The 25,030-nt window shown below is 49.9% G+C and carries 21 protein-coding genes; 12 read left to right on the top strand and 9 right to left on the bottom strand.

Translation table 11 applies throughout. The annotated features are described in order from the left end of the window. Nucleotides 1-105 precede the first annotated feature (105 nt). The 4 genes from QWY30_RS13790 to QWY30_RS13775 all read left to right on the top strand — a co-directional run bounded on the left by QWY30_RS13790 (nucleotide 106) and on the right by QWY30_RS13775 (nucleotide 3,962). Nucleotides 106-528, top strand: coding sequence for an FmdB family zinc ribbon protein (locus QWY30_RS13790; protein ID WP_290241934.1), 423 nt, complete (start codon nucleotides 106-108; stop codon nucleotides 526-528). Nucleotides 529-577: 49 nt separating this feature from the next. Continuing rightward, nucleotides 578-1,207, top strand: a complete 630-nt coding sequence (locus QWY30_RS13785; protein ID WP_290241932.1) for a DUF502 domain-containing protein — start codon at nucleotides 578-580, stop codon at nucleotides 1,205-1,207. A gap of 82 nt (nucleotides 1,208-1,289) precedes the next feature. Then, on the top strand, nucleotides 1,290-3,086 hold the full coding sequence (gene aspS, locus QWY30_RS13780; protein ID WP_290241930.1) for an aspartate--tRNA ligase: 1,797 nt from the start codon (nucleotides 1,290-1,292) through the stop codon (nucleotides 3,084-3,086). Further along, nucleotides 3,087-3,962: an endonuclease/exonuclease/phosphatase family protein gene (locus tag QWY30_RS13775; protein WP_290241929.1), complete on the top strand. Its 876-nt coding sequence runs from the start codon at nucleotides 3,087-3,089 to the stop codon at nucleotides 3,960-3,962. It begins immediately after the preceding gene. A 19-nt stretch (nucleotides 3,963-3,981) separates the two neighbouring features. Here the strand turns inward: QWY30_RS13775 and clsB are convergent, their stop codons facing one another. Further along, the gene (gene clsB, locus QWY30_RS13770) at nucleotides 3,982-5,328 is read right to left on the bottom strand and encodes a cardiolipin synthase ClsB (RefSeq protein WP_290241927.1); all 1,347 of its coding nucleotides are present in this window, start codon (nucleotides 5,326-5,328) and stop codon (nucleotides 3,982-3,984) included. A 234-nt stretch (nucleotides 5,329-5,562) separates the two neighbouring features. Beyond that, nucleotides 5,563-6,438: a DMT family transporter gene (locus tag QWY30_RS13765; protein WP_290241925.1), complete on the bottom strand. Its 876-nt coding sequence runs from the start codon at nucleotides 6,436-6,438 to the stop codon at nucleotides 5,563-5,565. A gap of 131 nt (nucleotides 6,439-6,569) precedes the next feature. Here QWY30_RS13765 and galE point away from each other — a divergent pair, with 131 nt between their 5' ends. Continuing rightward, nucleotides 6,570-7,601 carry a UDP-glucose 4-epimerase GalE gene (gene galE / locus QWY30_RS13760; RefSeq protein ID WP_290241924.1) on the top strand — a complete coding sequence of 344 codons (1,032 nt, stop codon included), beginning with the start codon at nucleotides 6,570-6,572 and terminating at the stop codon, nucleotides 7,599-7,601. Between the two features lie 33 nt (nucleotides 7,602-7,634). Here galE and QWY30_RS13755 read toward each other — a convergent pair whose 3' ends face one another. Beyond that, a complete protein-coding gene (locus tag QWY30_RS13755; protein ID WP_290241922.1) occupies nucleotides 7,635-9,023 on the bottom strand; it encodes an MFS transporter in 1,389 nt (462 codons plus the stop codon). Nucleotides 9,024-9,240: 217 nt separating this feature from the next. Here QWY30_RS13755 and QWY30_RS13750 point away from each other — a divergent pair, with 217 nt between their 5' ends. Continuing rightward, nucleotides 9,241-10,344: an MraY family glycosyltransferase gene (locus QWY30_RS13750; protein ID WP_290241920.1), complete on the top strand. Its 1,104-nt coding sequence runs from the start codon at nucleotides 9,241-9,243 to the stop codon at nucleotides 10,342-10,344. Between the two features lie 2 nt (nucleotides 10,345-10,346). Then, nucleotides 10,347-11,468: a glycosyltransferase gene (locus tag QWY30_RS13745; protein ID WP_290241918.1), complete on the top strand. Its 1,122-nt coding sequence runs from the start codon at nucleotides 10,347-10,349 to the stop codon at nucleotides 11,466-11,468. A gap of 11 nt (nucleotides 11,469-11,479) precedes the next feature. Here the strand turns inward: QWY30_RS13745 and QWY30_RS13740 are convergent, their stop codons facing one another. From QWY30_RS13740 to gmd, 6 genes are read right to left on the bottom strand one after another with little or no spacing between them, the layout of a single operon-like run. Further along, nucleotides 11,480-12,088 carry a hypothetical protein gene (locus tag QWY30_RS13740; RefSeq protein ID WP_290241917.1) on the bottom strand — a complete coding sequence of 203 codons (609 nt, stop codon included), beginning with the start codon at nucleotides 12,086-12,088 and terminating at the stop codon, nucleotides 11,480-11,482. Then, complete coding sequence (locus QWY30_RS13735) at nucleotides 12,089-13,078, bottom strand: hypothetical protein (protein WP_290241915.1); 990 nt, start codon at nucleotides 13,076-13,078, stop codon at nucleotides 12,089-12,091. After that, nucleotides 13,075-14,346 (bottom strand): NAD-dependent epimerase/dehydratase family protein, encoded by a 1,272-nt coding sequence (locus tag QWY30_RS13730; protein ID WP_290241913.1) that lies wholly within the window; start codon nucleotides 14,344-14,346, stop codon nucleotides 13,075-13,077. The genes QWY30_RS13735 and QWY30_RS13730 overlap by 4 nt, the downstream gene beginning before the upstream one ends. Nucleotides 14,347-14,381: 35 nt before the next feature. Continuing rightward, nucleotides 14,382-15,506 (bottom strand): glycosyltransferase family 4 protein, encoded by a 1,125-nt coding sequence (locus QWY30_RS13725; RefSeq protein ID WP_290241912.1) that lies wholly within the window; start codon nucleotides 15,504-15,506, stop codon nucleotides 14,382-14,384. 2 nt (nucleotides 15,507-15,508) lie between these two features. Then, nucleotides 15,509-16,426 carry an NAD-dependent epimerase/dehydratase family protein gene (locus QWY30_RS13720; protein WP_435433413.1) on the bottom strand — a complete coding sequence of 306 codons (918 nt, stop codon included), beginning with the start codon at nucleotides 16,424-16,426 and terminating at the stop codon, nucleotides 15,509-15,511. 21 nt (nucleotides 16,427-16,447) lie between these two features. Beyond that, on the bottom strand, nucleotides 16,448-17,515 hold the full coding sequence (gene gmd / locus QWY30_RS13715) for a GDP-mannose 4,6-dehydratase (protein WP_290241907.1): 1,068 nt from the start codon (nucleotides 17,513-17,515) through the stop codon (nucleotides 16,448-16,450). A 244-nt stretch (nucleotides 17,516-17,759) separates the two neighbouring features. On the opposite strand from gmd, the gene QWY30_RS13710 reads away from it, so the two are divergent. The 5 genes from QWY30_RS13710 to QWY30_RS13690 are packed head-to-tail and all read left to right on the top strand — an operon-like array spanning nucleotide 17,760 to nucleotide 25,022. Continuing rightward, the gene (locus QWY30_RS13710; protein WP_290241905.1) at nucleotides 17,760-19,175 is read left to right on the top strand and encodes a mannose-1-phosphate guanylyltransferase/mannose-6-phosphate isomerase; all 1,416 of its coding nucleotides are present in this window, start codon (nucleotides 17,760-17,762) and stop codon (nucleotides 19,173-19,175) included. A 48-nt stretch (nucleotides 19,176-19,223) separates the two neighbouring features. Next, entirely contained in the window at nucleotides 19,224-20,015 is a 792-nt protein-coding gene (locus tag QWY30_RS13705; RefSeq protein WP_290241903.1) for an ABC transporter permease, read from the top strand. Further along, the gene (locus tag QWY30_RS13700) at nucleotides 20,015-21,235 is read left to right on the top strand and encodes an ABC transporter ATP-binding protein (RefSeq protein WP_290241901.1); all 1,221 of its coding nucleotides are present in this window, start codon (nucleotides 20,015-20,017) and stop codon (nucleotides 21,233-21,235) included. The genes QWY30_RS13705 and QWY30_RS13700 overlap by 1 nt, the downstream gene beginning before the upstream one ends. Then, nucleotides 21,232-22,500 carry a class I SAM-dependent methyltransferase gene (locus QWY30_RS13695; protein WP_290241900.1) on the top strand — a complete coding sequence of 423 codons (1,269 nt, stop codon included), beginning with the start codon at nucleotides 21,232-21,234 and terminating at the stop codon, nucleotides 22,498-22,500. Before QWY30_RS13700 ends, QWY30_RS13695 begins: the two co-directional genes overlap by 4 nt. Next, nucleotides 22,500-25,022 (top strand): glycosyltransferase family 4 protein, encoded by a 2,523-nt coding sequence (locus QWY30_RS13690; protein WP_290241898.1) that lies wholly within the window; start codon nucleotides 22,500-22,502, stop codon nucleotides 25,020-25,022. The genes QWY30_RS13695 and QWY30_RS13690 overlap by 1 nt, the downstream gene beginning before the upstream one ends. Nucleotides 25,023-25,030 lie beyond the last annotated feature (8 nt).

The following is a 25,030-nucleotide window of genomic DNA, read 5'->3' as shown; positions in this document are numbered from 1 at the left end:
AAGCGGGCGTGAAATCAGAGTTTGCTTTGTATGGACTGAGGGTTTTGGCTGAAAAACCGTTAAAATACAAAGCTTTCCCTCGTTTTCGCGTCTAAGAGTTTTATCGTGCCAATCTACGCTTATAAATGCACTGCCTGTGGTCATGCCCAAGACGTGCTGCAAAAGATTTCAGACAAGCCCTTAACGGTCTGCCCCGAGTGCCATCAGGAGACCTACGCCAAACAGGTCACTGCCGCGGGCTTTCAGCTCAAAGGCTCCGGCTGGTATGTCACTGACTTCCGTAATAACGGCGGTGGGGACAAGGGCAGCTCCAAAACCAGTGAACCCGCACCTGCGGTGACGGCGGCTGATAGCGCCGCGACATCGTCAGCCTCGACGGGTTCAGAGGGTGGATCAGCTGGTTCGGGTGGTTCGGGTAGTTCGACTTCCGCGCCTGCCGCAGCCTCCGCCTCGAGCGCTTCGACGACCGGCGCATCCACATCCAGCGCTGCGTCGAGCAAGCCCGCGACAGGTGGTTCGGCGGCTTAGTTTTCGCTGACAATCAAGCATTAGCTCTCATTCAAAGCCCACCCACATCATGCGATCCTTTAAAAAGTACTTCATCACTGGTTTGCTGATCTGGGTGCCGTTGGTCATCACCCTTTGGGTCTTGAGTCTGGCGGTTAATACGCTCGAGAGCGTGGTGCCGACTTTTTTGTCGCCCCAGGCGCTTTTTGGTCGCGATATCCCCGGCTTTAGGGTGCTGCTCGTCATTGTGGTGGTATTGGCCACGGGTATTTTGGCGGCCAACTTTCTGGGGCGCGGGATTCTGCAGCTCTGGGAAAATATCCTAGGCCGCATCCCGCTTGTGCGTTCAATCTACAACTCGGTCAAGCAGGTCAGCGACACACTGCTCGCGCCCAATGGTCAGGCCTTTCGCCAGGCTGTGCTGGTGCAATATCCCCGCCCGGGCAGCTGGACGATTGGCCTGTTGACAGGCACACCGAGCGGAGAGGTCGCTAGCTATCTACCAGGCGAGCATGTGAGTGTTTACATACCCACAACGCCCAATCCTACCTCGGGTTTCTTTTTGATGATGCCGCGCAGTGAAGTCCAGCCGCTGGAGATGTCGGTCGATGCCGCCTTGAAATATATCGTTTCGATGGGTGTCGTGGCGCCAGTATCCAATACGGCCGGAAAGAAAAAAGCCCTGCCGCCAAATGAGTAATATCTAAGTATCAGAATTTACCGAATCAGCATTTACCGATTAATTATTGTCAGATCTTTTTGTACGATCTTTTGGAGTTTGCATGCGTACCTGCTACACCGGTCAGGTTTGTCGTGACCACCTTGGTCAAACTGTCACCCTTTTTGGTTGGGTGCATCGTCGCCGCGACCACGGTGGCGTGATTTTTATCGATCTGCGCGACCGCGCTGGTCTGGCCCAGATCGTGTTTGATCCTGACAATGCCGAGGGCTTTGCCACGGCAGAGCGCCTGCGTAACGAATTTTGCATCCGCATCACTGGTCTCGTGCGCGAGCGCCCCGCTGGCACGACCAACGCCGACCTCGCTTCCGGCGAAGTCGAGATCCTGTGCCGCGAGGTCGAGATCCTCAATCCGTCGGTCACGCCACCGTTCCAGCTCGATGATGAAAACCTCTCCGAGACGACGCGCCTGACCCATCGTGTGCTGGACCTGCGTCGTGGCCAGATGCAACGCAACATGATGCTGCGCTATCGCGTGTCGATCGAGGTGCGCAAGTTCCTGGACCAGCTCGGTTTCATCGATATCGAAACGCCCATGCTCACCAAGAGCACGCCCGAAGGCGCGCGCGACTATCTCGTGCCCTCGCGCGTCAATGCCGGCGAGTTTTTCGCGTTACCCCAATCCCCCCAGCTCTTTAAACAGATGCTGATGGTGTCCGGTTTTGACCGTTACTACCAGATCACAAAGTGCTTCCGCGACGAAGACCTGCGTGCGGATCGTCAGCCTGAATTCACCCAGATCGATTGCGAAACCTCATTTCTGAACGAAACCGAGATCCGCGCGATTTTCGAGGACATGATTCGTCACGTCTTTAAGTCTGTGCAAAACGTCGACTTGCCCGCAAGCTTCCCCATCATGGCCTACAGCGAAGCCATGAGACTGTATGGTTCGGACAAACCCGACCTGCGCGTCAAGCTCGAGTTTACGGATCTGACCGACGTCATGAAGGACGTGGACTTCAAAGTGTTCGCACAGGCGGCCACTACTGAAGGCAGCCGTGTCGTCGCCCTGCGTATTCCTGGTGGCGGCGCGATCTCGCGTAGCGAAATCGACAACTACACCAAGTTTGTTGCGATCTACGGTGCCAAAGGTCTGGCTTGGATCAAGGTCAATGACACTACTGCTGGTCGCGATGGCTTGCAGTCACCCATCGTTAAAAACCTCCACGATGCCGCACTGTCGGAAATGATCAAACGCACGGGCGCACAAAATGGCGATCTGATTTTCTTTGGTGCCGATCGTGCCAAAGTCGTCAACGATGCGATTGGTGCCTTGCGCGTCAAGATCGGCCATAGCGAGTTTGGCAAAGCCAACGGCTTGTTCGATGACGTCTGGAAGCCACTGTGGGTCGTGGACTTTCCGATGTTTGAGTACGACGAAGAAGCCGATCGTTACGTTGCCGCTCACCATCCGTTTACCAGTCCTAAAGACGGTCACGAAGATCTCCTCACTACCGACCCATCCAAGGCGATCGCAAAAGCCTACGACATGGTGCTCAACGGTTGGGAAATCGGTGGCGGTTCCGTGCGTATCCATCGCGAAGAAGTCCAGAGTAAGGTGTTCCGTGCCCTGAAAATCGACGCAGAGGAAGCACAGCTCAAGTTTGGTTTCTTGCTCGACGCCTTGCAGTATGGCGCGCCTCCACACGGTGGTATCGCCTTCGGTCTGGATCGTATCGTCACCATGATGACCGGTGCCGAATCGATTCGCGACGTGATTGCTTTCCCCAAGACACAGCGCGCGCAGTGCTTGCTCACGCAAGCGCCCTCACCCGTCGACGAGAAACAGTTGCGCGAACTGCATATCCGCTTGCGTCAGCCAGAGGTTAAGCAGGGGTAAATGTCACTGCTCCGCGTCGTCAGCTACAACATCCACAAAGGTCGCTCCCTCGCGGGACGCGACTCGATGGGAGAGCTGCGACTCGGGCTGCATGGCCTTAGACCCGATGTGATGTTTTTGCAAGAAGTACAGGGCCGCAACGACAAACATCTTCGCTTGCATGCACAGCACGAATCGCTCGCCGCGGCTTTGCACATGGAATGCGCGTATGGCTGTAACGCCATACGGAGCAAAACCGATCACGGCAACGCGCTGCTTTCGCGCCACCCCATCCTCACCTACGAAAACCAGGACATCTCGGACCATCGGCTCGAGCAGCGCGGCTTGCTGCATGGCGTGATCGACGTCGGGGGGCGAGAGGTGCATTGCTTTGTCGTGCATCTGGGTTTATTCGCTGGCGGGCGCCGCAGACAGATTGAAGTGATGGCCGAGCGGATTAATCGCATGGTTCCCGAAGGCGCACCGATCTTGATCGCCGGTGACTTTAATGACTGGAAAGACACGCTCGCGCCATTCTTTGTTGAACAGCTCGGCGTGTACGAGGTGTTTGCCAATTCACCGCGCACCCACGGAGTCGCACCCAGGCTCAAAGAGTCCATGCATCATTTAAAGGGCGTCTGGCGTGGAGAGAGCATTGAGGAAATCCGCGCGGGTGTTGTCGGTCGACAGCTGGAGCGACGCAATCAGCTCATGATGCCGGGACAGCAGAGCATGTTGCCACCACCCAGGACGTTTCCATCTGCATTTCCGATGCTGAGACTGGATCGTATTTATCAGCGCGGCTTTGCGGTGAGGAGTGCGCGCGTGTTAAGGGGTAAGCCCTGGTCACAGCTGTCTGATCATTCGCCGATTTTGGCGGAGCTCGAGTTGCCTTGAGTTTGATTCTGAGGACTGATCAGTAATGATCGCTTTTTCCAGAAAGCGCAACACCGATTCGCAGTAGCAAATAGCTTAGCCCATCTGCAATGCGCCCAAGAAATGGTCGGCGTCCATAGAGTGTGAGTTCAATAATACGGCTGCCGCGTGTCATCGCATTTTCAAGAGATTGGCGCAGCTGAGCGGTAAATCCCGTATCGTTAATCAGTACATTTGCCTCACGCGCGAGAAGCAAGCTAAAGGGATCGAGGTTGGAAGAACCTACAAACGATACGCCATCGATCACGGCGACCTTTGCATGGAGAAAGCTTGGCAGGTACTCATAGATCTCAATGCCTTCACGCAAGAACAAGTCATAAATCCAGCGCGTGGCGTGATATTGCATTTGATACTCGATTTTGCCTTGTAAAAGCAGACGAACCTTGACGCCACGCTTTGCTGCGTCGATCAATGCGCGCCGCAGTTTCCCGCCGGGTAGGAAATACGCGTTCGCGATGATGATTTCGGATTTGGCCGCATCAATATGAAATAAATAGGTTCGTTCGATCGTGCGTCTGTAGCGCAGGTTGTCACGCAAGATCACAGCGGCACGCATATTGACAGGGGTGGTGAAGGGCAACGCAGGCGAAGATGGACTCGTAGCGGATAAATGCGTTGTTTTGGATGGCCTTGAAGATCCTCTGTTTCTTTTAAAGTACCTCAGCCGCGTCCGCAAATGCTTTAAATGCATATGTCGCCAGCTACGTGCCTTTTTTGGTGTGCGATGACTGGACTTAATGTCAGGAGAGTTCCCACCGTTGTTGCTTTTATAGTACTTGGGCGTACGCAGCCACAGGAGATCTATTGCCTCGACCAGATCCGTCACAATCGGACCGGTTACACGGACTGCATAGTCATAGCGCGGGTCGGTGGTGCGAACATCGGGATCCGCAGTGGAGTAGTCGTCCTCAAAATTAATCCCTCCAACAAAGCCGACATTTCCATCGACCACCACGATTTTGCGGTGGAGCCTGCGTAGTCGCATGAAATCAAAAGACTTCAACGTCAAGCTTTTTGGTTCGGGTCGATAAATCCTGCACTGCCCTCCTGCAGCTCTTAATGCACGAGCGATCGTCTCATCCTCGGCCGCACTGCCATAACCGTCAATCACTACCCTGACCTTGAGCCCGCGTTTGGCGGCTTGCATCAAATGGTGGAGAAGTTGTTTGCCTGCAATATCGAGTCTAAAAATGTACATCTCGACATGGATGCTCGTCGTTGCAGCGTCAAAAGCTTCGCATAGAGCAGGAAAAAGTTGAACTCCGTTCTCTAAAAGTGAAACATCATTGCCAGCTTTCCAGCGCAGATGAGGATGGGCCAGCTGCATGTTGGATTAGTGACCTAGCAGCTGTTGATAGGCGCTATACAGTACGAGTAGCTCGGTTTGAGTCATATAGCAAGCAAGACGGTTGGACACTTGAATGGCTCCTTTAGTCAATACAATGCCTTCAGTCTGAGCCAACAAACCCTCAGATTCAATCCTTTCGAACAATTACGTACGTAAACACCACAGTAGCAAAATTGTAAGTAAATTTTGCTAGGTTATTGACACCACCAGAACTTAGGTATTTTTTCTCTTAGCCAAAACTCCCGTCGCCAGTGCTGTCCCCAGTAAAATCACCCCGCCGCCAAGTACCACCCTCAGGGTGATAATCTCCCCTAAAAACAACGTACCCCACAGCACGCCAAACACTGGGATTAAAAATGTCACGGTCATGGCGCGTGGAGGGCCGATGCGGATGAGCAGGCGGTAGTAGAGGACGTAGGCGATCGCCGTGCAGAGCATGCTCAAGCCAAGCAACGACGCCCATGATGAGCTGGAAATCGGCTCGGCAGGCCAGGTATAAAGGGTCAGAGGCAGCATCACGATGCCCGCTGCGATCAGCGAGCCCGCCGCGGTGGCGATCGGGTCGGCGTCCATGAGATGTTTCTTGGTATAGCTTGCCGCGATTCCATAAAAAATCGGCGCAGCCACGCCGGCTATCACCGCATAGGTCGAGGTCGTGTCGCTAAACGACAGTTTGTCCCAGACCAGTACCAAAATCCCCGTAAAACCGACCATTAGTCCAAACATACGTAGAGGTGGCAGCCGGTCCTTGAGCCAGACCCACGCAATCGCCGCACCCCAAAGCGGAGTCAGGGCGTTGATGATCGACATCGTACCGACCGGTAGAGTCATGGTCGCGAAATTAAAAAAGATGAAGGGCAGCGCGGAATTAAAAAGCCCCACGATGATGATCGAGCGCCAGTAGCGACGGATCACAGAGAGTTTGTCATTAAAAAAAAGGATAGGCAGAAGTGCAAGCCCTCCGATCAGGGTACGTGTCCCCGAGAGCGCGACAGGACCAAAGTCCTCTACCGAGAGCCTGATAAACAGAAACGAACCTCCCCAGATCGCAGCAAGTAACAACATGGTGTAGACATCGGTACGGCGCATAAGAGGGGTGAGGCTTTTGAGTGAAGATTCAGCTTTAAAAGTGCCTTGAATAGGCACAAAGCCACTATAAACTACAAGCAATTACAATCGGGCGCATAACCCATAACACTTTATTTGTTGAAATTAAAAAAATGACTTTTCAGGGAACAAAGAATATTCTGCTGACTGGTGGTGCCGGTTATATCGGTAGTCATACCGCCGTGGCTCTGTCCCAGACTGGTCATCGAATTTTCATTTTTGATAATTTTTGCAATAGCGACCGCGGCGTGATCAGGCGTCTGGAAACCATTTTGGGGCAACCCGTTGTGGTGATCGAGGGTGATTTGCGCGATACGCAATTATTAACTCAGACTCTTGATACGCATCAGATTCATGCGGTGATGCATTTTGCCGGGCTCAAGGCTGTTGGGGAATCCAGTCAAATCCCGGTTGAGTATTACGCCAACAATGTGCAAGGTACGATCAGCTTGTTGCAGGCGATGCAACGGGTCAGTCATCAGCCCCGGACACTGGTCTTTAGCTCGAGCGCCACCGTCTACGGAGATCCTCAATATTTGCCCATCGACGAAACGCATCCTTTATCCGCCACAAATCCCTACGGCCGCACGAAGGTGCACATCGAAGAAATCCTCGGCGATGTCGCAAAGTCCGATCCTTCCTGGCGGATTGCTTGCTTGCGTTACTTTAATCCAGTTGGGGCGCATGAGTCCTGCCTCATTGGCGAGAATCCCAATGGCCTTCCAAACAACTTGATGCCTTTTGTCGCCCAGGTGGCGGTTGGCAAGCTGGCGCAGTTGAATGTTTATGGCGATGACTACGATACGCCCGACGGTACAGGCGTACGCGATTACATTCATGTGATGGATTTGGCTGAAGGCCACGTCGCCGCGCTTGCATATTTGTCGGCGCATCAGGGATTAAACATTTTTAATCTGGGTACCGGTCGTGGCTACAGCGTGCTGGAAATGATCCGGGCCTTTGAGGCCGCAAGCGGCAAGTTTGTGCCCTACCAGATCGTGCCCAGGCGTCCGGGTGATGTCGGCACCAGTTTTGCAAGCGTTGCGCAGGCACATGCCGAGCTGAAATGGCATGCTCGTCGCGACTTGAAAGATATGTGCGAAAGTGGCTGGAAGTTTCAGCAAATGACAGCAGCGCAGCGCTAATTCGCTGCCCGGGCTTGCGGCGATTTAAAAGACTCAGGATCGCTCGACGTTCTTCATTTTTATTTGTGTCGAGATCCAGCCTACGATCACGCACAGGCAAACACAGAAGATTAAACCCATCTGCAAACCCAAAGAAATTGACATTCTGGCAATCAGCATACCGACAATCGCCGTGCCCAGCGCACTGCCCAGTGCGCGCATCGTTTGCACCAGCGCCGAGGCGGCGCCGACGTCCTGTTGAGCTGAAATCATCTGCATAAACAGAGTGAAGTTGGGCAGTAAAAAGCCTAATCCGATTCCTGTTGTCGTTAAAACGGTCAGTACCCACCAGGTTGGACTCGTCGCGTTGAAGGTCATGGTGAGCAGACACCCGAGCCCCAGCAAAATACTGCCGAAAATCAGCAGTCGTTCGGGTTTGTTCTGACGGGGCACGAGTTGAGCGTTTATCATACTGCCCATCGGCATGGCTGCGACCAGGGGAGTCATCAGCAGACCCGCATGCGTTGGTGAATAGCCGAAGACATCCTGTAACAGTAGTGGCAGATAAAAAATCAGTATGTACATGATGCCACCGGTTAGCAGGCCCGCCAGATTCAACAGAATCGATTCACGAGAATCCAGTATCCGTAACGGAAAAATCGGCATTTCAACGCGACGCTCGACTGGCACGAGCAACATCCCCGCGACCAAACCAGAGGTAATCAGTCCCAGCGCCCAAGCGCGCAAGTGTTGCGTTCCCTCGGCGGTCAACAGTTCTAGCCCCGCAAGTGGTGCTCCGACCGTCAACGTCAACAGAAATGCGCCTAGCCAATCCAGTCGTTTACCTGACGCATGGTTAGGACGGATCCGTGGAAAGTACTTCCAGGTGAGATAGAAGGAGATGACGGCTGCACCGGGCGTGATGAAGAAAGCCGCTCTCCAGCCCAGCGCTTCGGTGACCAAACCACCCAGCATCGGACCGATTCCGCTCGCAAAAGCGTAAGAGGCAGACGTAATCACCATCCAGCGCACGCGCTTGCGCGGATCGGGGAATAAATCAGCAGGGGCCGTAAACGTCGTCGCCACCATCATGCCGCCCCCAAGTCCTTGCAAAACCCGAAAGGCAATCAGTTGCAGCATATTTTGCGATAACCCCGCCAGCACGGAGCCGATTCCGACAATCGCCAGTGATGTCAGCATCATCGGCTTGCGCCCATATAGATCGCCCAGACGCCCAAAAATCAGTATGGTGATTGCCGAGGCCAGAAAGTAGGCCGTGCCCACCCAGGCATACAGCGCTTTGCCATCCAGAGCTTGCGCCACCTCGGGCATGGAAGTACTGACGATGGTCGAATCAAAGGCTGCCACGATCAGTGCCCAGGCGACACCAGACATCGCTAATAGCAATTCTTTGCGCGACAATTCGTCGCGAGGGGGAATCATGCTCGTACGCACTCAAAAACCTCGGGTTACTACTCGGTCATGACAGGATAGCATCGCTTTATATTTCCGGTCCGTCGAGCTTTAAGGTGCTTGTTGCGGTTGCGGTTGAGGATTGAGTAGATTTCAATGCAAAAAATGTAAAAATGCCCGCAAAACAGGGATTCCTAGCCAATCAGACAGGTAAAATGAGAAAATTGATTGATTGGGTAATCCAAGAATGGCCTACGTTTTAGGCGCTTTTATCGTTTCGTTGGTAATCACGCTGCTGTTGGTGAGATATCGCCGACTACATGCTGAATACACGGCCGATACAGATCTTTTGGGCGTACAAAAGTTTCATGCCCTTGCTGTACCGCGTGTCGGCGGGGTTGCGCTTGTCTTGGCGATGGCCTTTGTGTGCGTGATTGCCGCATTTCGGGACAGTGAAGTAGTCAGTGCCTTGACTCTGTTAATGATCTCAAGCATGCCCGTTTTTCTAGGGGGGCTCGCAGAGGACATTTCAAAAAAAGTACGTGCCCGTGTACGTTTAAGCCTTGCCTTGGCTAGCGGAGCCATCGCTTATCTATGGCTTGGAGCAGCCGTGACCAAGGTCGGTATCATTGGTTTGGACTGGGTTTTACAGTTTGGTCTGGTGTCTTTTCTCTTCAGTATCTTTGCAATTGCTGGCGCAGCCAACGCAATCAATATTATTGACGGCTACAACGGTTTGGCTTCTGTCGTATCGGCCATGATCCTAGCCGGCCTTGCTTATGTGTCTTATTACCTCGGTGATCGGCTGATTCTGGTGGCAGCGGTTGGTATGCTGGGAGCCATCGGCGGCTTTCTGATCTGGAATTATCCCCGAGGCCTGATTTTTCTGGGGGACGGGGGCGCGTATTTCATTGGGTTTGTTATCGGTACGCTTTCGATCCTGATGCTGGCGCGCCATCCGAACGTGTCGCCCTGGTTTCCGCTTTTGCTGTGCATCTACCCGGTCTTTGAAACCCTGTTCTCGATGTATCGCAAAAAGCTCGTTCGAGGTAAATCTCCCGGTGCGCCTGATGGTGTGCATTTGCACATGCTGGTCTACAAGCGACTGGTTCGTTGGGCAGTTGGCTCAAGCGAAGCCCGCCTGATTACTCAGCGTAATGCGATGACCTCGCCGTACCTGTGGGTGTTGTCTTCGATGGGTACTATCCCTGCCGTTCTGTTTTGGCAATACGAATACGTGTTGATGTTTTTCGTTGCCCTTTTCTCAATCAGTTATGTCGTCCTCTACCGGCGCTTGGTATTGTTTCGCATGCCTCGCTGGCTGGTTCTGCAAAAAAAGCGGCGCCGGTAAAGATGCGGGTTCTACATGTATTGAAAACGTTTTTCCCCGACACATACGGTGGAATTGAACAAGTGGTACATACGCTTGCAAGCCACACCCAACCGTTGGGTATTGAAAACCGTGTGTTAGTGCTGACTCCTGGCAATCCTCGAAGAGATATCCAGCCTTCTGGCTACGAAGTGATTCGCTACAAGCGCGATTTGTATATCGCCTCAACTGGATTTTCGCTTAGCTTTCTGGCGAATTTTAAAAAAGAAGCTGCCTGGGCGGATGTGATGCACATGCATTTTCCGTGGCCATATGCGGATTTTTGCTATTTGTTGTCGGGTATTAAAAAGCCTAGTCTCTTGAGTTATCACTCAGATGTTGTCAATCAAGTGCAGCTGAACAAGTTGTATGCCCCCTTGCGTGACCGTTTTTTTGCCAAGATGGATAAAATTTACGCCGCTTCGCCAGGGATCATTCAATCCAGTCCGGTGCTGCAAAAATTCAAGAATAAGACACAACTCATCACCTATGGTATCGAGCATTTTGCCCAGTTGCCTGCAGAAGATCCTGCTGTAAAGGTTTGGCAGGAAAAGTTTGGCCCACGTTTCTTTTTATTTCTGGGTGCTTTACGTTACTACAAAGGCTTACATGTTTTGCTGGATGCATTAAAAGGCCGTGACTATCCTACAGTGATTGTTGGACGTGGGGATCAGCATGATGCATTGCTGGCTCAGTCTCGGCAACTGGGATTGACGAACTTGCATTTCGTACCAGAGGTCACTAACCAAGAAAAGCGCTCGATCATGCGTGCTGCGTACGGTTTTGTTTTTCCATCGCATATGCCGTCAGAGGCCTTCGGTGTTGTTTTGGCTGAGGCTGCACAGCAAGGTACACCGATGATTAGCTGTGAGATTGGTACAGGGACGAGCTATGTCAATCTCGCTGAGCAGACTGGGTTGATTGTTCCGCCTTCGGATGCCGTGAGCTTTGGTCAGGCACTGGATACCTTTTGGCAACAGCCCGAGCGGGTCTCTCTGTGGGGCAGGAATGCGCTGGTTAGGTATGAGCAGAACTTTAAGGCTGAGACGATGGCGCGGAGGTATGCGGACGCGTACCAGGATTTACTAGGTTCTCACTCAGAATAGAAGTGGCAGTTTCAAAGTAATTTTTTTACCAATACCCGTCCAATCCGATCAGCATTAGCCATGATTGTTAACGTATGCGATTTTTCGCTTAAGGCTGACAAACTCGCCCCATCTACAACATGCACGCCCGCTAATCCAAATAGCTCACCATCGCGATTGGTTTCACCCACCCCGGGACGAATGCGCATAGGTAAGCTGCCAGCATGATGAATGTCGCCTCCGGGCTGACTTAATGTGAAGCTGCCAGGTAGTATCAACGCCCCGAGTTTCCTAAAACCTTTCCCTAGACGAACTTTTGCTTCTTGCATCAGTTGTGGTACATCATTTTTATACACACCACTAACATAAAGGATTTGATCTCTATCAAGTCGTAAACTGGCACTGGTAAAAGATCCAGGCAAATACACATTACCCACTACACAGGATGTCAGTAGTGACTTTAATACACGCAATCCAGATGGTTTGGAAAAGGGCATGTATTTTGCAAACTCAGAAATCGGGATACCTGTCGTATTAAACAGAGATCCAAAGCCAGAAACCTGGTTGTTGAGAGAAACTGAAAAAGACAACTGACCCAGGCCAAATGCAGCTGTGCGTGCTGTTCCTAATGCCGCTGGCACCTAAAGCATAAAGGCTGCTACAGGGGTTGCTTGCATTTGAAGCGGCCGGTCTATTTTGAGAGCAAGCATGGCTAACCGTGATGTTGCAAGAGTGCCCGCTGCCAGAACGACTTTGCGTGCTGACAGTGTCGGGCTATCTGTTGTTGAGTTGGATAAACGTTGACCTTGAATGCTAGGCAGGCCGTCTTTTAAAAAAACACGCTCTACAACAAATCCAGGACGATAAAAGAAATTGGAAAATGTTCGAAGTGTCTGAAGATCATCGCCGGCTGAGTACAAAGCCTTGCGATGACAGCCCCACAAACAGTTCCCAGAAAGATCGCAAGCTTTTCGATCGCCACGATCCGTACTTAAAGCCGCAACACGTGAGCGACCAAGTTTGACCCCGAGGCTGTGAAGTTGGGTGGCTTTTTTCTGATATTTTGACAAGAGACTTGCTTGAACTGAATCTATTGCAATCGGTTTGTCTGCGTAGGCATCCAAGCCAAAATATGCCGATAAATCATCTTGGACGGCACCACTCACACCCATACGACGCGCCACACTTTCGTAGGAGGGTTCGAGCTCTTCGGGAGTAAAAGGAAAATCCTTTAGTTCAGAAGCAGAGAGCTTTGCGACACCGCAGCCCCAGGCGTTCGATAGGCCGCCTCGCGCTAAGGAGCCAGTTGCCACAAATCCCTCACCCACAATTTGATTCGATTTTTCGAAGCCCTCAAAAACATGAGAATGGGTCGGCGTACGAAACTTAGGAGAGGATGCTGCAGCGAAGTGAAGTGCATGAAAATCTCGTCCGAGCATCCACTCAGATTGGCCTGAGCTACTCGCTCGCGAGTTTAGATAAGAGTTCGCAGGAGGGGGGATTTTCGCTTCGCGCCCACCATCGACCATCAACACTTTTAGACCTGCCTCAAGCAATGGAAAAGTAGTAGAAACGCCAGCAGGACCGCTTCCTACAACGATGACGTCGAAATCAGGCGCAGCTTGGGTCATGCTTGATCCTCATCTATCGCTTTATGACCAAAAGGGTTTCTGATAAAAGGCGCAGCAAGCATTCGCAATAGGCGCCAGGAAGCCTCCTGTAAAACAGCAATTGCGATGTTGATGCTACTACTTAAAAATCCGTAGGACTGACCTAACCCCAGTAATCGTTTTGCTCCAAGGGTAGATGCCTCGGCAATGACGACAGCAGCATTTAAACGCCAGACAAATTCTTGAATGTCGGTGGACTTGGCCGTTTTAGAGGTGTCAATCAAATGAAGAAGCGAAGTCCATCGTAAATAATAGGGTTTTAACTTTAGGGATCGACCATGACGTAGTAACTCAACACAGCGGACATATTTTCGTATCAGACCTTGTGTTGGGCGCACCCCTAGTACATAACGTAATAAGCCATGGCCTTCCAGTGCCAGATCGCGCTTTATTGAGTATCCAGAACGATGCAATCCACTTTCTAGCATTCTTAACTGAATACCCAGACGTTGTAAATCAGCTCGCGTCTCCATGGGTTTTAAGTCGAAAAGCGAAATCAGTCTTTCAAGCCCGAGCTTTGTTCTTAGATTGTGTCCAATCAAGTTGATCGCAAGTCTTACCAGACCAACGGGTACTGGGACAGGTATACGAAAGCGACGAACCCAGTAACGTTGAATTCCCCGCAGGAATCCGGTAAAGGAAACAGGCTGCTCAGCTCCGATGCTGAGTATGGCTGACTCAAGACCTTTCGTAGTCGCGCAGCTTAGAAGCGCTGCAACCAAATCATCAACATGAACAGGCTGGATTCGTGGGGCGGGTAAAAAAGCGGGATAGGCAGGTAGCTTGCGTACAAGAGTGGCTAGTACTCCAAAAAGACCGCTCTCAAAACCGCCGTAAACCTGGCCTGGACGTAAAACGTAGCCATTTGAAGCGATGGCAAGTTGTTCAATAAGCCATTTCGTACGGCCATAATCTGTAGGCGCGTCTTCACGCGATACTTGGCTAGATACAAAAATAATGCGAGCATCCTGCTGGACAGCTGCTTGAAACAAGTACTGAGCGGCATTAATCTCTGCTTCTGGGTTCGAGGTGCTAGAAGAGGTGACTGCAGCGAGATGAAAAACCGCATCAAAACTTTCATCCAGCTTGAGAGGTTGCGGATTGGATAAATCAAATATTACTTTGGTTGAGGAGCGTCCCGTGGTAACAACTTGATGCCCACCCTCTTTAGCCGCGCGAACAAGTCGTTGGCCAATATATCCTGTTGCACCTGTAATAAGCAGCTTCATGAGACTCCTTAGTCAGCCCTGCCGAGCTGAGATTTTCAGGCAAGCATTTTTCGATAGACTTGAAGTGTGGCATCCGCACACGCCTGCCAAGTAAATTCCTTTGCGCGCGCCAGACCTCGTTGCTTGAGTATCAAGACAAGCTTTTGATCGTCAAGAACCTGTTGCATCGCTCGTGCAATCGCATCTACATCCAGCGGATTAAGCGTGATGGCCGCATCTCCAGTCACTTCTGGTAATGAAGTCGTATTCGACGTAATCACAGGTACGCTTGCAGCAAAGGCTTCAAGTACTGGCAAACCAAAGCCCTCGCCAAGCGAAGGAAAGACAAGAGCAGAGGCCAGTTTTAGCACAGGCAATAAATTTGCATCAGGAACATGTTCAAGCCAGCGCACTGCACCAGAGACAGAGTCTTCGTTAATGAGCTGCATGACTTCTTCGCATTTCCAGCCTTCTCGACCAATAATGACTAGTGGAGTGCGTAAACGTTCGACCGGACTCAAAGTACGATGCGCGCGGATTATGCTTTCAACGTTTTTCCGAGGCTGGAGCGTACCGACAGATATAAAAAAAGTCTCAGGTAACTGGTACAACTGACGAACACGTGCAAAATCCACATTGCTTACTTCTTTAAACCATCGCTCATCTACAGCTAATGGGATGACTGTGATTTTGTTCAGTGCGATACCAGTCCATTTAGAAAGTTCATTTTTTGAATAATCCGAAATCGTAATGACTTCATCTGCCCAGTTTGCCGCTCTTTTCCATAAAAAGTTTTTGATGCCACGAAACTCACTGCGTGACCACTGAGGGTGCGAAAGAGGGATCGCATCCATCAAGGTCGCAACCATTGGCACGGGTTTGCAGCGTGGGACGTAGTGATCTGTTGCGTGAATTAAATCCACACGGCTGACTAAATCGCCCATACCAAAGAAATTAGTGCCTGTTGCAACGGATAAAGCTGTATTGACTGAGTAACGACCGAACTGAACGCTATGGCCCATGTCAGAGGGAATCGCGGCTCGAAACGAGAAGGGGACCAACTCAACCTGAGGCTCAGAGACCATTCGCGACATGATTTCGCGCGTGTAGTTGCCGATGCCATCTAATCCGCCACCCGACAAACCATTGCACAGGGCGGTGACTCCAAAGCCAATGCGCATATCTAGGCCTTGTTGACGTTTGTTTCAGCAGCAATCATCCACGCGAGCGTTTCGCGTAAAGGGCGAGGGTGCCAGTCTGCAACAAAAGTTTCAAGCAGCGCCGGATCGCCCCCAAGCTGGAGAACTTCGTTGGCGCGCACAAAAACTGGATTGACGCACGCCTTGAGTTGATGACCAGTCAATTCGGATGCTAAAACTAATGCATCGCGCAAGGAGACCAGATTGCCCGAGCATACATTAACTGTTTGACCCACCGGTGCTGCTTCGATCAGCTTGCGATAAGCGTGCACCACATCACGCACATCATTGAACTCACGCCAGACATCCATATTGCCAAGTTCGATTGTGTCGCGCTTGTGAACAAAATGAGAAATGATCTTGGGGATTAAAAAGCTGTCGGACTGACCCACACCGGTATAGTTAAAAGGGCGAGCGATGACGACTGGAATGCGCGGGATCCAAATCCTGGCCATGTATTCCATTGCCAGTTTGCTGACGGCATAATCGTTGGCGGGATTTGTTGGGTTGAGTTCACTTAGCAAACCACTTTGCAGGTTACCGTAAACGTTTGCACTGCTTGCGAGTAGGACACATTTGAGTTTGTCAGCCACAGACGCGAGCGCTTCGAGCAAGTTTCGCGTTCCAACTAAATTGATGTCGTAGAAAGCTTTCGGCTGTCCGTGACCTACAAATGCAATACCCGCAAGATGGATGACATATTGCGGTTGAATTGTCTGAACCGCTGCAAGGAGCGAGGCAGTATCAATCAGGTCTGCCTCTAAGGTCCGAGGCTCACCGGGCGTTGCGCTCCCAATCCCCCAGACCTCATAACCGTTTTGCTCTAGCTCGGTCGCCATGTGGCGACCGGTAAAGCCTTGCAAGCCAGTAATGAGTACGCGCGCAGGTTGTGTGGTGCTCAGCGCGGTAGATGCAGCGGACATTTAGAAGGAGAATCCACGCTCATTGCGAGCCAGATCGGCAACGACCATCATGCGGCAAAGCTCTTCAAGCGTTGTGTGTGGCGCCCAGCCGAGTTTGGCTTTGGCTTTTTCGGGATTGCCGATTAGCAGCTCGACTTCGGCAGGACGGTAAAACTTTGGATTGATCTTGACCAGAGCTTTACCGGTCTTGGCGTCGAGGCCTTGTTCGGCCTCTGCGGTACCTTTCCAGTCGATTGCGATATCGGCAGCTTTGAAAGCCATCGTGACAAAGTCGCGCACTGTTTCAGTGCGATTAGTAGCCAGTACAAAAGTATCGGGTTCGTCAGCCTGTAGCATACGCCACATGCCTTCCACGTAGTCCTTGGCATAACCCCAATCACGTTTAGCATCCATGTTGCCCAATTCGAGTACATCGAGCTTTCCAAGTTTGATCTTAGCAACCGAGTCTGTAATTTTACGGGTCACGAACTCGCGGCCGCGCAATGGTGATTCGTGATTGAAGAGAATCCCGCTCGTACCGAAAATGCCATAACTTTCGCGGTAGTTGATTGTCATCCAGTGCGCATACAACTTGGCGACACCATAAGGACTGCGCGGATAGAAAGGGGTGCTTTCAATCTGGGGAATCGCCTGTACTTTGCCAAACATCTCGGACGTACTGGCCTGATAGAAGCGGATTTTAGGATTGACGATGCGGATAGCCTCGAGCAGGTTGACTGGACCAATGCCGGTAATGTCCGCAGTGGTCAGAGGCTGATCGAACGACACACCAACGAAACTTTGGGCGGCGAGGTTATAGACTTCGGTTGCTTGAGTTGCTTGAAGCAGGCGGATGCTGGAAGACAGGTCCGTCAAGTCATACTCGACTAGATGAAGTTTGGGGTGTTTTTCAATGCCTAGCTCTTCAATTCGCCAAAAATTGACTGAGCTTGTGCGGCGATAGGTGCCGTAAACCGTGTAACCCTTGGTCAGGAGCAGTTCTGACAGATAAGCACCGTCTTGTCCGGTGATGCCAGTGATTACTGCCACTTTTGAATTTGCTACGCCATTTGCCACGTCTAGCCCCATCGCACTAAGTAAAACCCCTATTATACTTGGAGAGTGACCGAAAATCCTTGCGTTGTACCCAATGTCCTATATAGATGCAGCCGCTTAAACGCCTGAAAATGCCTCCGTCCTTGTTATGATGGAGTTATTTGCTAAAAGAGCCAACCCAACTCCAAAACTCAATCATTCTTAAATTGTTGTCAAAATAAAGATTATTGGTTCTGGTAAACGATTGGCAAATGTTCCACTTTTTTGACGGTTGATCATGCAATTAATCCCCGTGATTCTCTCAGGTGGTGCCGGGACTCGCCTGTGGCCCGTATCGCGCGAGTTACATCCCAAGCCCTTTATCAGACTGTCCGACGGGCAAAGCCTGTTGCAAAAGTCGTTTTTGCGGGCAAAAGGCTTGCCTGGGGTAGTTGAGGTTCTGACCGTCACAAACCGGGATTTATTTTTTAAAACTGCAGATGAATATCGCGAAACCGGCGATATCCCCATGCCGCTTGGCTTCATACTCGAGTCCGAGGGACGCAACACGGCACCAGCCATTGCCGCAGCCGCACTGACCATCAGTAAAACCTATGGTCCAAAGGCAATCATGCTGTTTTTGACGGCGGATCATTTGATTGGCGACATCTCTGCTTTCACTGTCGCAGTCAAGCAAGCTGTCGAGCTCGCTGAGACAGGCAAAATCACTACTTTCGGAATTCGGCCAGAAGGCCCCGAGACAGGCTACGGCTACATTGAGGCGGACGGCACTCATGTGCGCCGCTTCGTTGAAAAGCCGGATTTGGAGACCGCTCAAGCCTACGTTGATAGCGGTAAATATCTCTGGAATTCAGGCATGTTTTGCATGACCGCAGAGACGGCCATGACAGAACTTAAAAAATATGCACCAGAGGTGCTTCAAGCCGTCGCGAACAGTCTGGAGGTGTCGCGCCGTGTAGAAGGAAAAGGTCAGTACCAGATTGAACTGGATGCAAAGACGTTTGCGCAGGCCGAAAGTATCTCGATCGATTTTGCGCTGATGGAAAAAACAAACCAGGCTGCAGTCGTCTCCTGCTCGATTGGCTGGAGCGACATTGGCTCCTGGAACGCTCTAGGGGATCTCGTCCCGCCAGATGCCCAAGGCAATAGTGTAGAAGGCGAGGCTTTTCTACATGATGTCAAAAATTGTTACATTCAGGCGGATAATCGTATCGTGGCGGCGGTGGGGGTCGAAAACCTGATTGTGATCGATACGCCGGATGCCTTGTTGATTGCGGATAAAAATCGCTCGCAAGACGTCAAACAGATTGTGGGCCAGTTAAAGAAAATCGGCCATGAAGCCTACCGCCTGCATCGCACGGTTCATCGCCCCTGGGGTACCTACACTGTGCTCGAAGAGGGTCCGAACTTTAAGATGAAGCGCATCGTCGTCAAGCCTGGCGCCTCGCTGTCATTGCAAATGCACCATCACCGCAGCGAGCATTGGATCGTGGTGGATGGCATGGCTAAAGTTGTCAATGGTGAACAAGATTTGCTCATCGCAACAAACGAATCGACCTTTATTCCTGCCGGACACAAGCACCGGCTTGAAAACCCGGGCAAGATTGATCTGGTTTTGATTGAAGTACAAAGCGGGCAGTATCTTGGCGAGGACGACATCGTGCGCTTCGAAGATCATTACGGTCGAGTTTAATTTGTAAAACACACATAAAAAGTCTGCTAAAACTGAAATGAAGGCCTAATGCAAATGTTCAAAGCCTTGTGGGCGTACCGCGGATTTATATTCGGTAGCGTCAGGCGTGAGTTCCAGGCCAAATATAGTAATTCTTTGCTTGGCTTCGCTTGGACAGTAATCAATCCATTAGCCATGATTGCTGTTTACACACTTGTTTTTTCGCAGATCATGCGAGCTAAGTTGCCAGGCATTGATAGCCAGTTCGCTTACAGCATTTATTTGTGTGCAGGCGTATTGACTTGGTCATTCTTTTCGGAAACTGTTAGCCGGGCGCAAAATGTTTTTTTAGAAAACGCTAATTTGCTCAAGAAAATCAGTTTTCCGAGACTATGTTTGCCGGTCATTGTCGTGGCCAATGCAAGTTTGAACTTTTCAATTATTTTTGGACTGTTCTCAATTTTTTTGATTATTTCCGGAAGTTTTCCCGGAATAGTCTACTTAGCCATTTTTCCAGTACTACTTGTCCAGGTGCTCTTTTCAGTCGGTTTAGGCATCACACTGGGTGTACTCAACGTTTTTTTTAGAGACGTAGGACAACTCTTCGGTGTCATTCTGCAGTTTTGGTTCTGGTTAACGCCGGTGGTGTACCCGATAAACATACTACCGGTGTCAGTAAGTGATGCCATGCGCTACAACCCGATGACAAACATTATTACTGCCTATCAAAAAATTCTAGTTAACGGTCAGTGGCCTGATTGGGCGTCATTATTGCCAGTCAGTGTGATTGCCATCTTGCTATGTTTTTGGGCAATGCACTTATTTCGCAAACACGCTGGTGAAATGGTGGATGAACTCTAATGGGCTCGATTACAGTTGCTCAATTAGGCAAAGCTTATAAACAGTACCCTAGTCGGTGGTCGCGCCTTGCAGAATGGCTCATCCCATTCAGTAAAAAGCGACATACGTTGAAATGGGTTCTTAAAGATTTGAACTTCAGTGTCAGCCCAGGCGAGGCAGTTGGCATTGTGGGGATCAATGGTGCAGGTAAAAGCACATTGCTCAAGATGATCACCGGCACGACTCAAGCCACGACGGGATCGGTATCTGTCAGTGGCAGTGTCGCGGCTTTGCTCGAGCTTGGAATGGGATTTCATCCTGATTTTACAGGCCGACAAAATGCCATCATGGCTGGTCAGTTGCTCGGCTACAGCCTTGAAGAGCTAGATAGGTTAATGCCTGAAATTGAATCTTTTGCAGAGATTGGTGACTACATCGATCAGCCTGTCAGAGTGTACTCAAGCGGTATGCAGATGCGATTGGCATTTAGTGTGGCAACAGCGCGTCGACCCGATATCTTAATTGTTGATGAGGCGCTTTCGGTTGGTGATACCTATTTTCAGCATAAGAGTTTTGACCGTATTCGAGCGTTCAATAAACTGGGCACGACATTGCTCATTGTGTCGCACGATAAAGGTGCAGTGCAAGGAATTTGCGATCGAGCAATTTTGCTTGACAGGGGACGACTCGCGATGGAGGGAGACCCTGAGGCAGTGATGGATTATTACAACGCCATGCTTGCAGAAAAAGGTAACCAAACTGTGCGTCAAGAGCTTTTGCCTGACGGGAAAGTAAAAACGATTTCTGGAACGGGTGAGGCGACAATTATTGAAGCGGTGCTTGTCAACGATCAAGACGAAATGATTGAGATCGTGGATGTTGGTCAATCTGTTCGAATTAAAGTCAAGGTCAGTATTAGCAAAGATATCCCCGAGGTGGTGCTTGGCTACATGATCAAAGATAGATTGGGTCAACCTATATTTGGCACCAACACACATCATTTGCAACAACCTAGTCAAAATCTCAAGTCTGGTGAAAACATTGACTTTATTTTGAGCTTTCCAGCCAATTTGGGTGAAGGCTCGTATTCTGTTGCTGTTGCTTTGCATACTGCTGATACACACGTTGCGAACAATTACGAATGGCGAGACCGTGCGATTGTGTTCAATGTAATCAATATCAATAAAGACCGGTTTGTGGGTGTAGCCTGGTTGCCGACCACGTTGGAGACACATCGATGAGTGTTGGTTTTTATAGAGCTTTTGAGGATGAGCATAGAGGCTCACGAGACCTTATCAAGGAAAGACAACGCGTCTATCTGCCATTTATCCAGCCATTAAAAGAGCTCTATCCGAACAGCGAAGCGATAGATTTGGGCTGTGGACGCGGTGAGTGGCTAGAGTTATTGATCGAGTCAGGGTTTCAAGCTCAGGGCGTTGATTTAGACGACGGCATGCTCGCTGTTTGTCGTGAGCGTGGTTTAACGGTACAAACAAAAGATGCGATTGCCGGCTTAAAGGAATGTGCCGATCAGAGTCAAGCGGTTGTTTCGGGGTTTCATCTTGCCGAGCATATACCTTTCGACGTGCTGCAAACCCTTGTGAGCGAAGCATTGCGTGTTTTGAAACCTGGCGGTGTCTTGATTCTTGAAACACCTAATCCAGAAAATATTGTTGTAGGAACAGCGAACTTTTATCTTGACCCGACACATAAGCAGCCTATTCCGCCATTGCTACTCTCTTTCCTTGCAGAACACTTGGGATTCTCGCGAGTAAAAGTGATTCGTCTGCAAGCTCCTGTCGATCTGGCTGTGGGTCGAAAGCTTTCAATACACGATGTGCTTGGCGGGGTGAGTCCTGACTATGCAATAGTTGCCCAAAAATCGGCGTCAGAGAATATTATCCGACAGATTAGTTCTGCTTTTGAGCCTGAGTATGGGGTCACGCTTGGCATGTTAGCGGGAGGATATGATCAGCAGATTGATGTCAAATTCGCAGATGCATTGGCCGCTGCAAATGCCGCATCGTCCGCTGCTGAGCGTGCTGCAGTTCTGGCTGAGCAAGCCATGAACAAAGCCATCTTCGCGGAAAATGCTTTGAATGCGATTTACCTTAGCACTTCTTGGCGCATTACTGCGCCTGTTCGCTGGGCTGGCAACCAGGTCAAGTTGTTGCGGGAGCGCGGCTTGATGGGACGTTTTCGCGATCTCGTTAAAAAAGTTTGCAAACCATTACTCATTTGTGCGATCAATTATTTTGATGCGCATCCTAATTTGCGTGCGAAGCACAGCGGAGCTTCTAGCAAGTTAAAAATATATGACAATTTGCGAGCTTTATATTTGAGCATTACATTCGTAGATAACTTGAATGCCGATACTGCAGAGGTCACAGATTCGCCCGAATCGCCATATTTGCCCGTGTTGATCTGCACGCGGCCAACGCCTCTAGCGCAGCATATTCATCATGAATTAAAGACAGCCTTAGTCAAGAAAAGGGCTTGTGAATAATGAAAATAGTGATTGACCTTCAAGGGGCGCAAAGCGAGAGTCGTCATCGTGGCATTGGACGGTATAGCATTTCGTTGACTAAAGCCATCCTTCGTCATAAAGGAGCCCATCAAATCATTGTTGCTCTGAATGGTATGTTCCCCGAAACTATTGAGCCTATTCGTACCGCACTTGATGGACTCATTGCTCAAGAGGATATTCGTGTATGGTTCGCTCCCGGGCCCGTGAAGGCTTGTGCAGAAAATAACCATGGTAACAGTCAAATTGCAGAGCTCATCCGTGAAGATTTTATGATCGGGTTACAACCTGAAGTTGTATTGATTACAAGCATGTTTGATGGATTTGGGGATGACGCAGTAACAAGCATTGGCCGATTATCAGTTAAATATAAGACGGTTGCGATTTTGTATGACTTGATACCTTTAGTGCAGTCCGAGATCTATCTTGAGTCCAACCCAGCGTACGAAAAATTTTACAAAACAAAGCTTGAGTACCTCAAGCGAGCAGATGCATGGCTCACAATATCAGATAGTTCCTCGCGAGAAGCAGTCGAACATCTTCAGCTAGATCAAAATAAAATTACGAATATTTCTGGCGCGTGCGATCCGGTTTTTGTTAATACAGAAATATCAGATTCCGTTCTGAAGTCTCTTCAAAAGCGTTTCGAGATTGCCGGAAAATTTGTTTTGTATTCTGGCGGTGCAGATGCAAGAAAAAATTTGAATCGTTTGATCAGTGTATATAGCCAGTTACCTAAAGAGCTGGTTAAAGAATACCAATTAGTCATCGCAGGAAAAATTCCCGAAGCAAATATTCAAGCCTTGCGGTTACATGCAAAGTCTTGTGGTGTTCCGGACGGTAGGTTAGTGTTTACAGGGGGAATTTCAGATACGGACCTGTGCCACTTGTACAACCTATGTCATATATATGTTTTTCCCTCTCTGCATGAAGGGTTTGGTTTGCCTGTGTTAGAGGCAATGTCGTGTGGCGCCCCAGTGATTGCGTCAAACACCAGTAGCTTGCCCGAGGTCGTTGGCGATGCTGATGCACTGTTTGATCCAACATCTGAGCAGGATATTCTGTCCAAGTTGACCCGCGTGCTGACGGACAAGACTTTCCGAGAAAAACTGATTGATCAAGGTGCTCAAAATGTAAAGCATTACTCATGGGACGCCTGCGGGAAAAGGGCTCTGCAAGCATTGAATAACATTGAGACACAGCAAAATGTGGATGATTATGCTGATAGACAGGTTAGATTGGTTGAAGCAATCGCTGAATTGAAACCAAACTTGACAGGCGATGAGCTGATGCGCTGCGCTTCAATGATTGCGCTGAATCAGCCTAGACCAGGATTAAAAAAACTCTTTGTTGATATATCTGAACTTGTTACTAAGGATGCTGCAACTGGAGTCCAGCGCGTCACCCGAAGCATATTGTTTCAACTCATCCAAAACCCTCCAGCTGGATATTTAGTTGAACCTGTTTACGGAACCACAGCAGAGATTGGCTATAGAAGGGCAAATAGATTCTTAGAAAAATACTTTAACGATGACGGTATGAAAATGTTCAGTGTGGCGGACGATGTCATTGAATCGTCACCTGGAGATATTTTTCTGGGCCTTGATCTTCAGCATCAAGTAACAAGATACCAATTGCCTTATCTCAATGGATTGAGATCAAGAGGTCTTGCCGTTTATTTTGTTGTATATGATTTATTACCAATACAGTTTCCACATTTTTGGCCTTCAGGTTTAGGAACTGTACATGCAGACTGGCTTCGTATTCTTGCAAAATTTGATGGTTCAATTTGTATATCTAAAGCGGTAGCAAACGAATTGATCGAATGGCGTACTGAAAATGTACAAAAGCTATCCAGACCCTATAAGATAGGTTGGTTTCATTTGGGGGCGGATATCGATAACAGTGTGCCCTCTGTTGGCGTGCCTGAAAATGGTTTGGCCGTACTTGCAAAACTTTCCACCAGGCCTACTTTTTTATCCGTTGGTACCATCGAGCCTCGCAAAGCGCATCAGATCACTCTTGATGCTTTCGAGATCTTGTGGTCACAGGGCGTCGATGTCAATCTAGTATTAGTTGGCAAGCAGGGGTGGTTGGTCGACGAGTTCGTGAGTAGATTAGAAAGTCATCCTGAAAAAGAGCGCCGGTTGTTTTGGCTCAAGGGAGTAAGTGATGAGTATTTGGCAAAGATTTATGAGAGCGCAACCTGTCTAATCACCTCAAGTGTTGGCGAGGGCTTTGGATTGCCGCTGATAGAAGCTGCCCAACATAGTAAACCTATCATTGCGCGCGATTTGCCAGTGTTTAAAGAAGTTGCTGGTGACTACGCTACGTATTTCAATGGCGATGGGCAGGCTTTGGCTGTGGCTGTTCAAAGCTGGCTGCAAGCAAATCATTCCGGGCGGATTCCAGATATTTCGAAAATGCCGTGGCTGACGTGGGAACAGAGCGCAAATCAATTAAAGAAAGTCATATTTGAAAATAACTGGATGACGCAAATATAAAGGTTTTG

The organism is Zwartia panacis (assembly GCF_030410395.1).
GTDB classification, from domain to species: Bacteria; Pseudomonadota; Gammaproteobacteria; order Burkholderiales; family Burkholderiaceae_B; genus Zwartia; species Zwartia panacis.
This window is presented reverse-complemented; position numbering and strand designations above follow the sequence as displayed.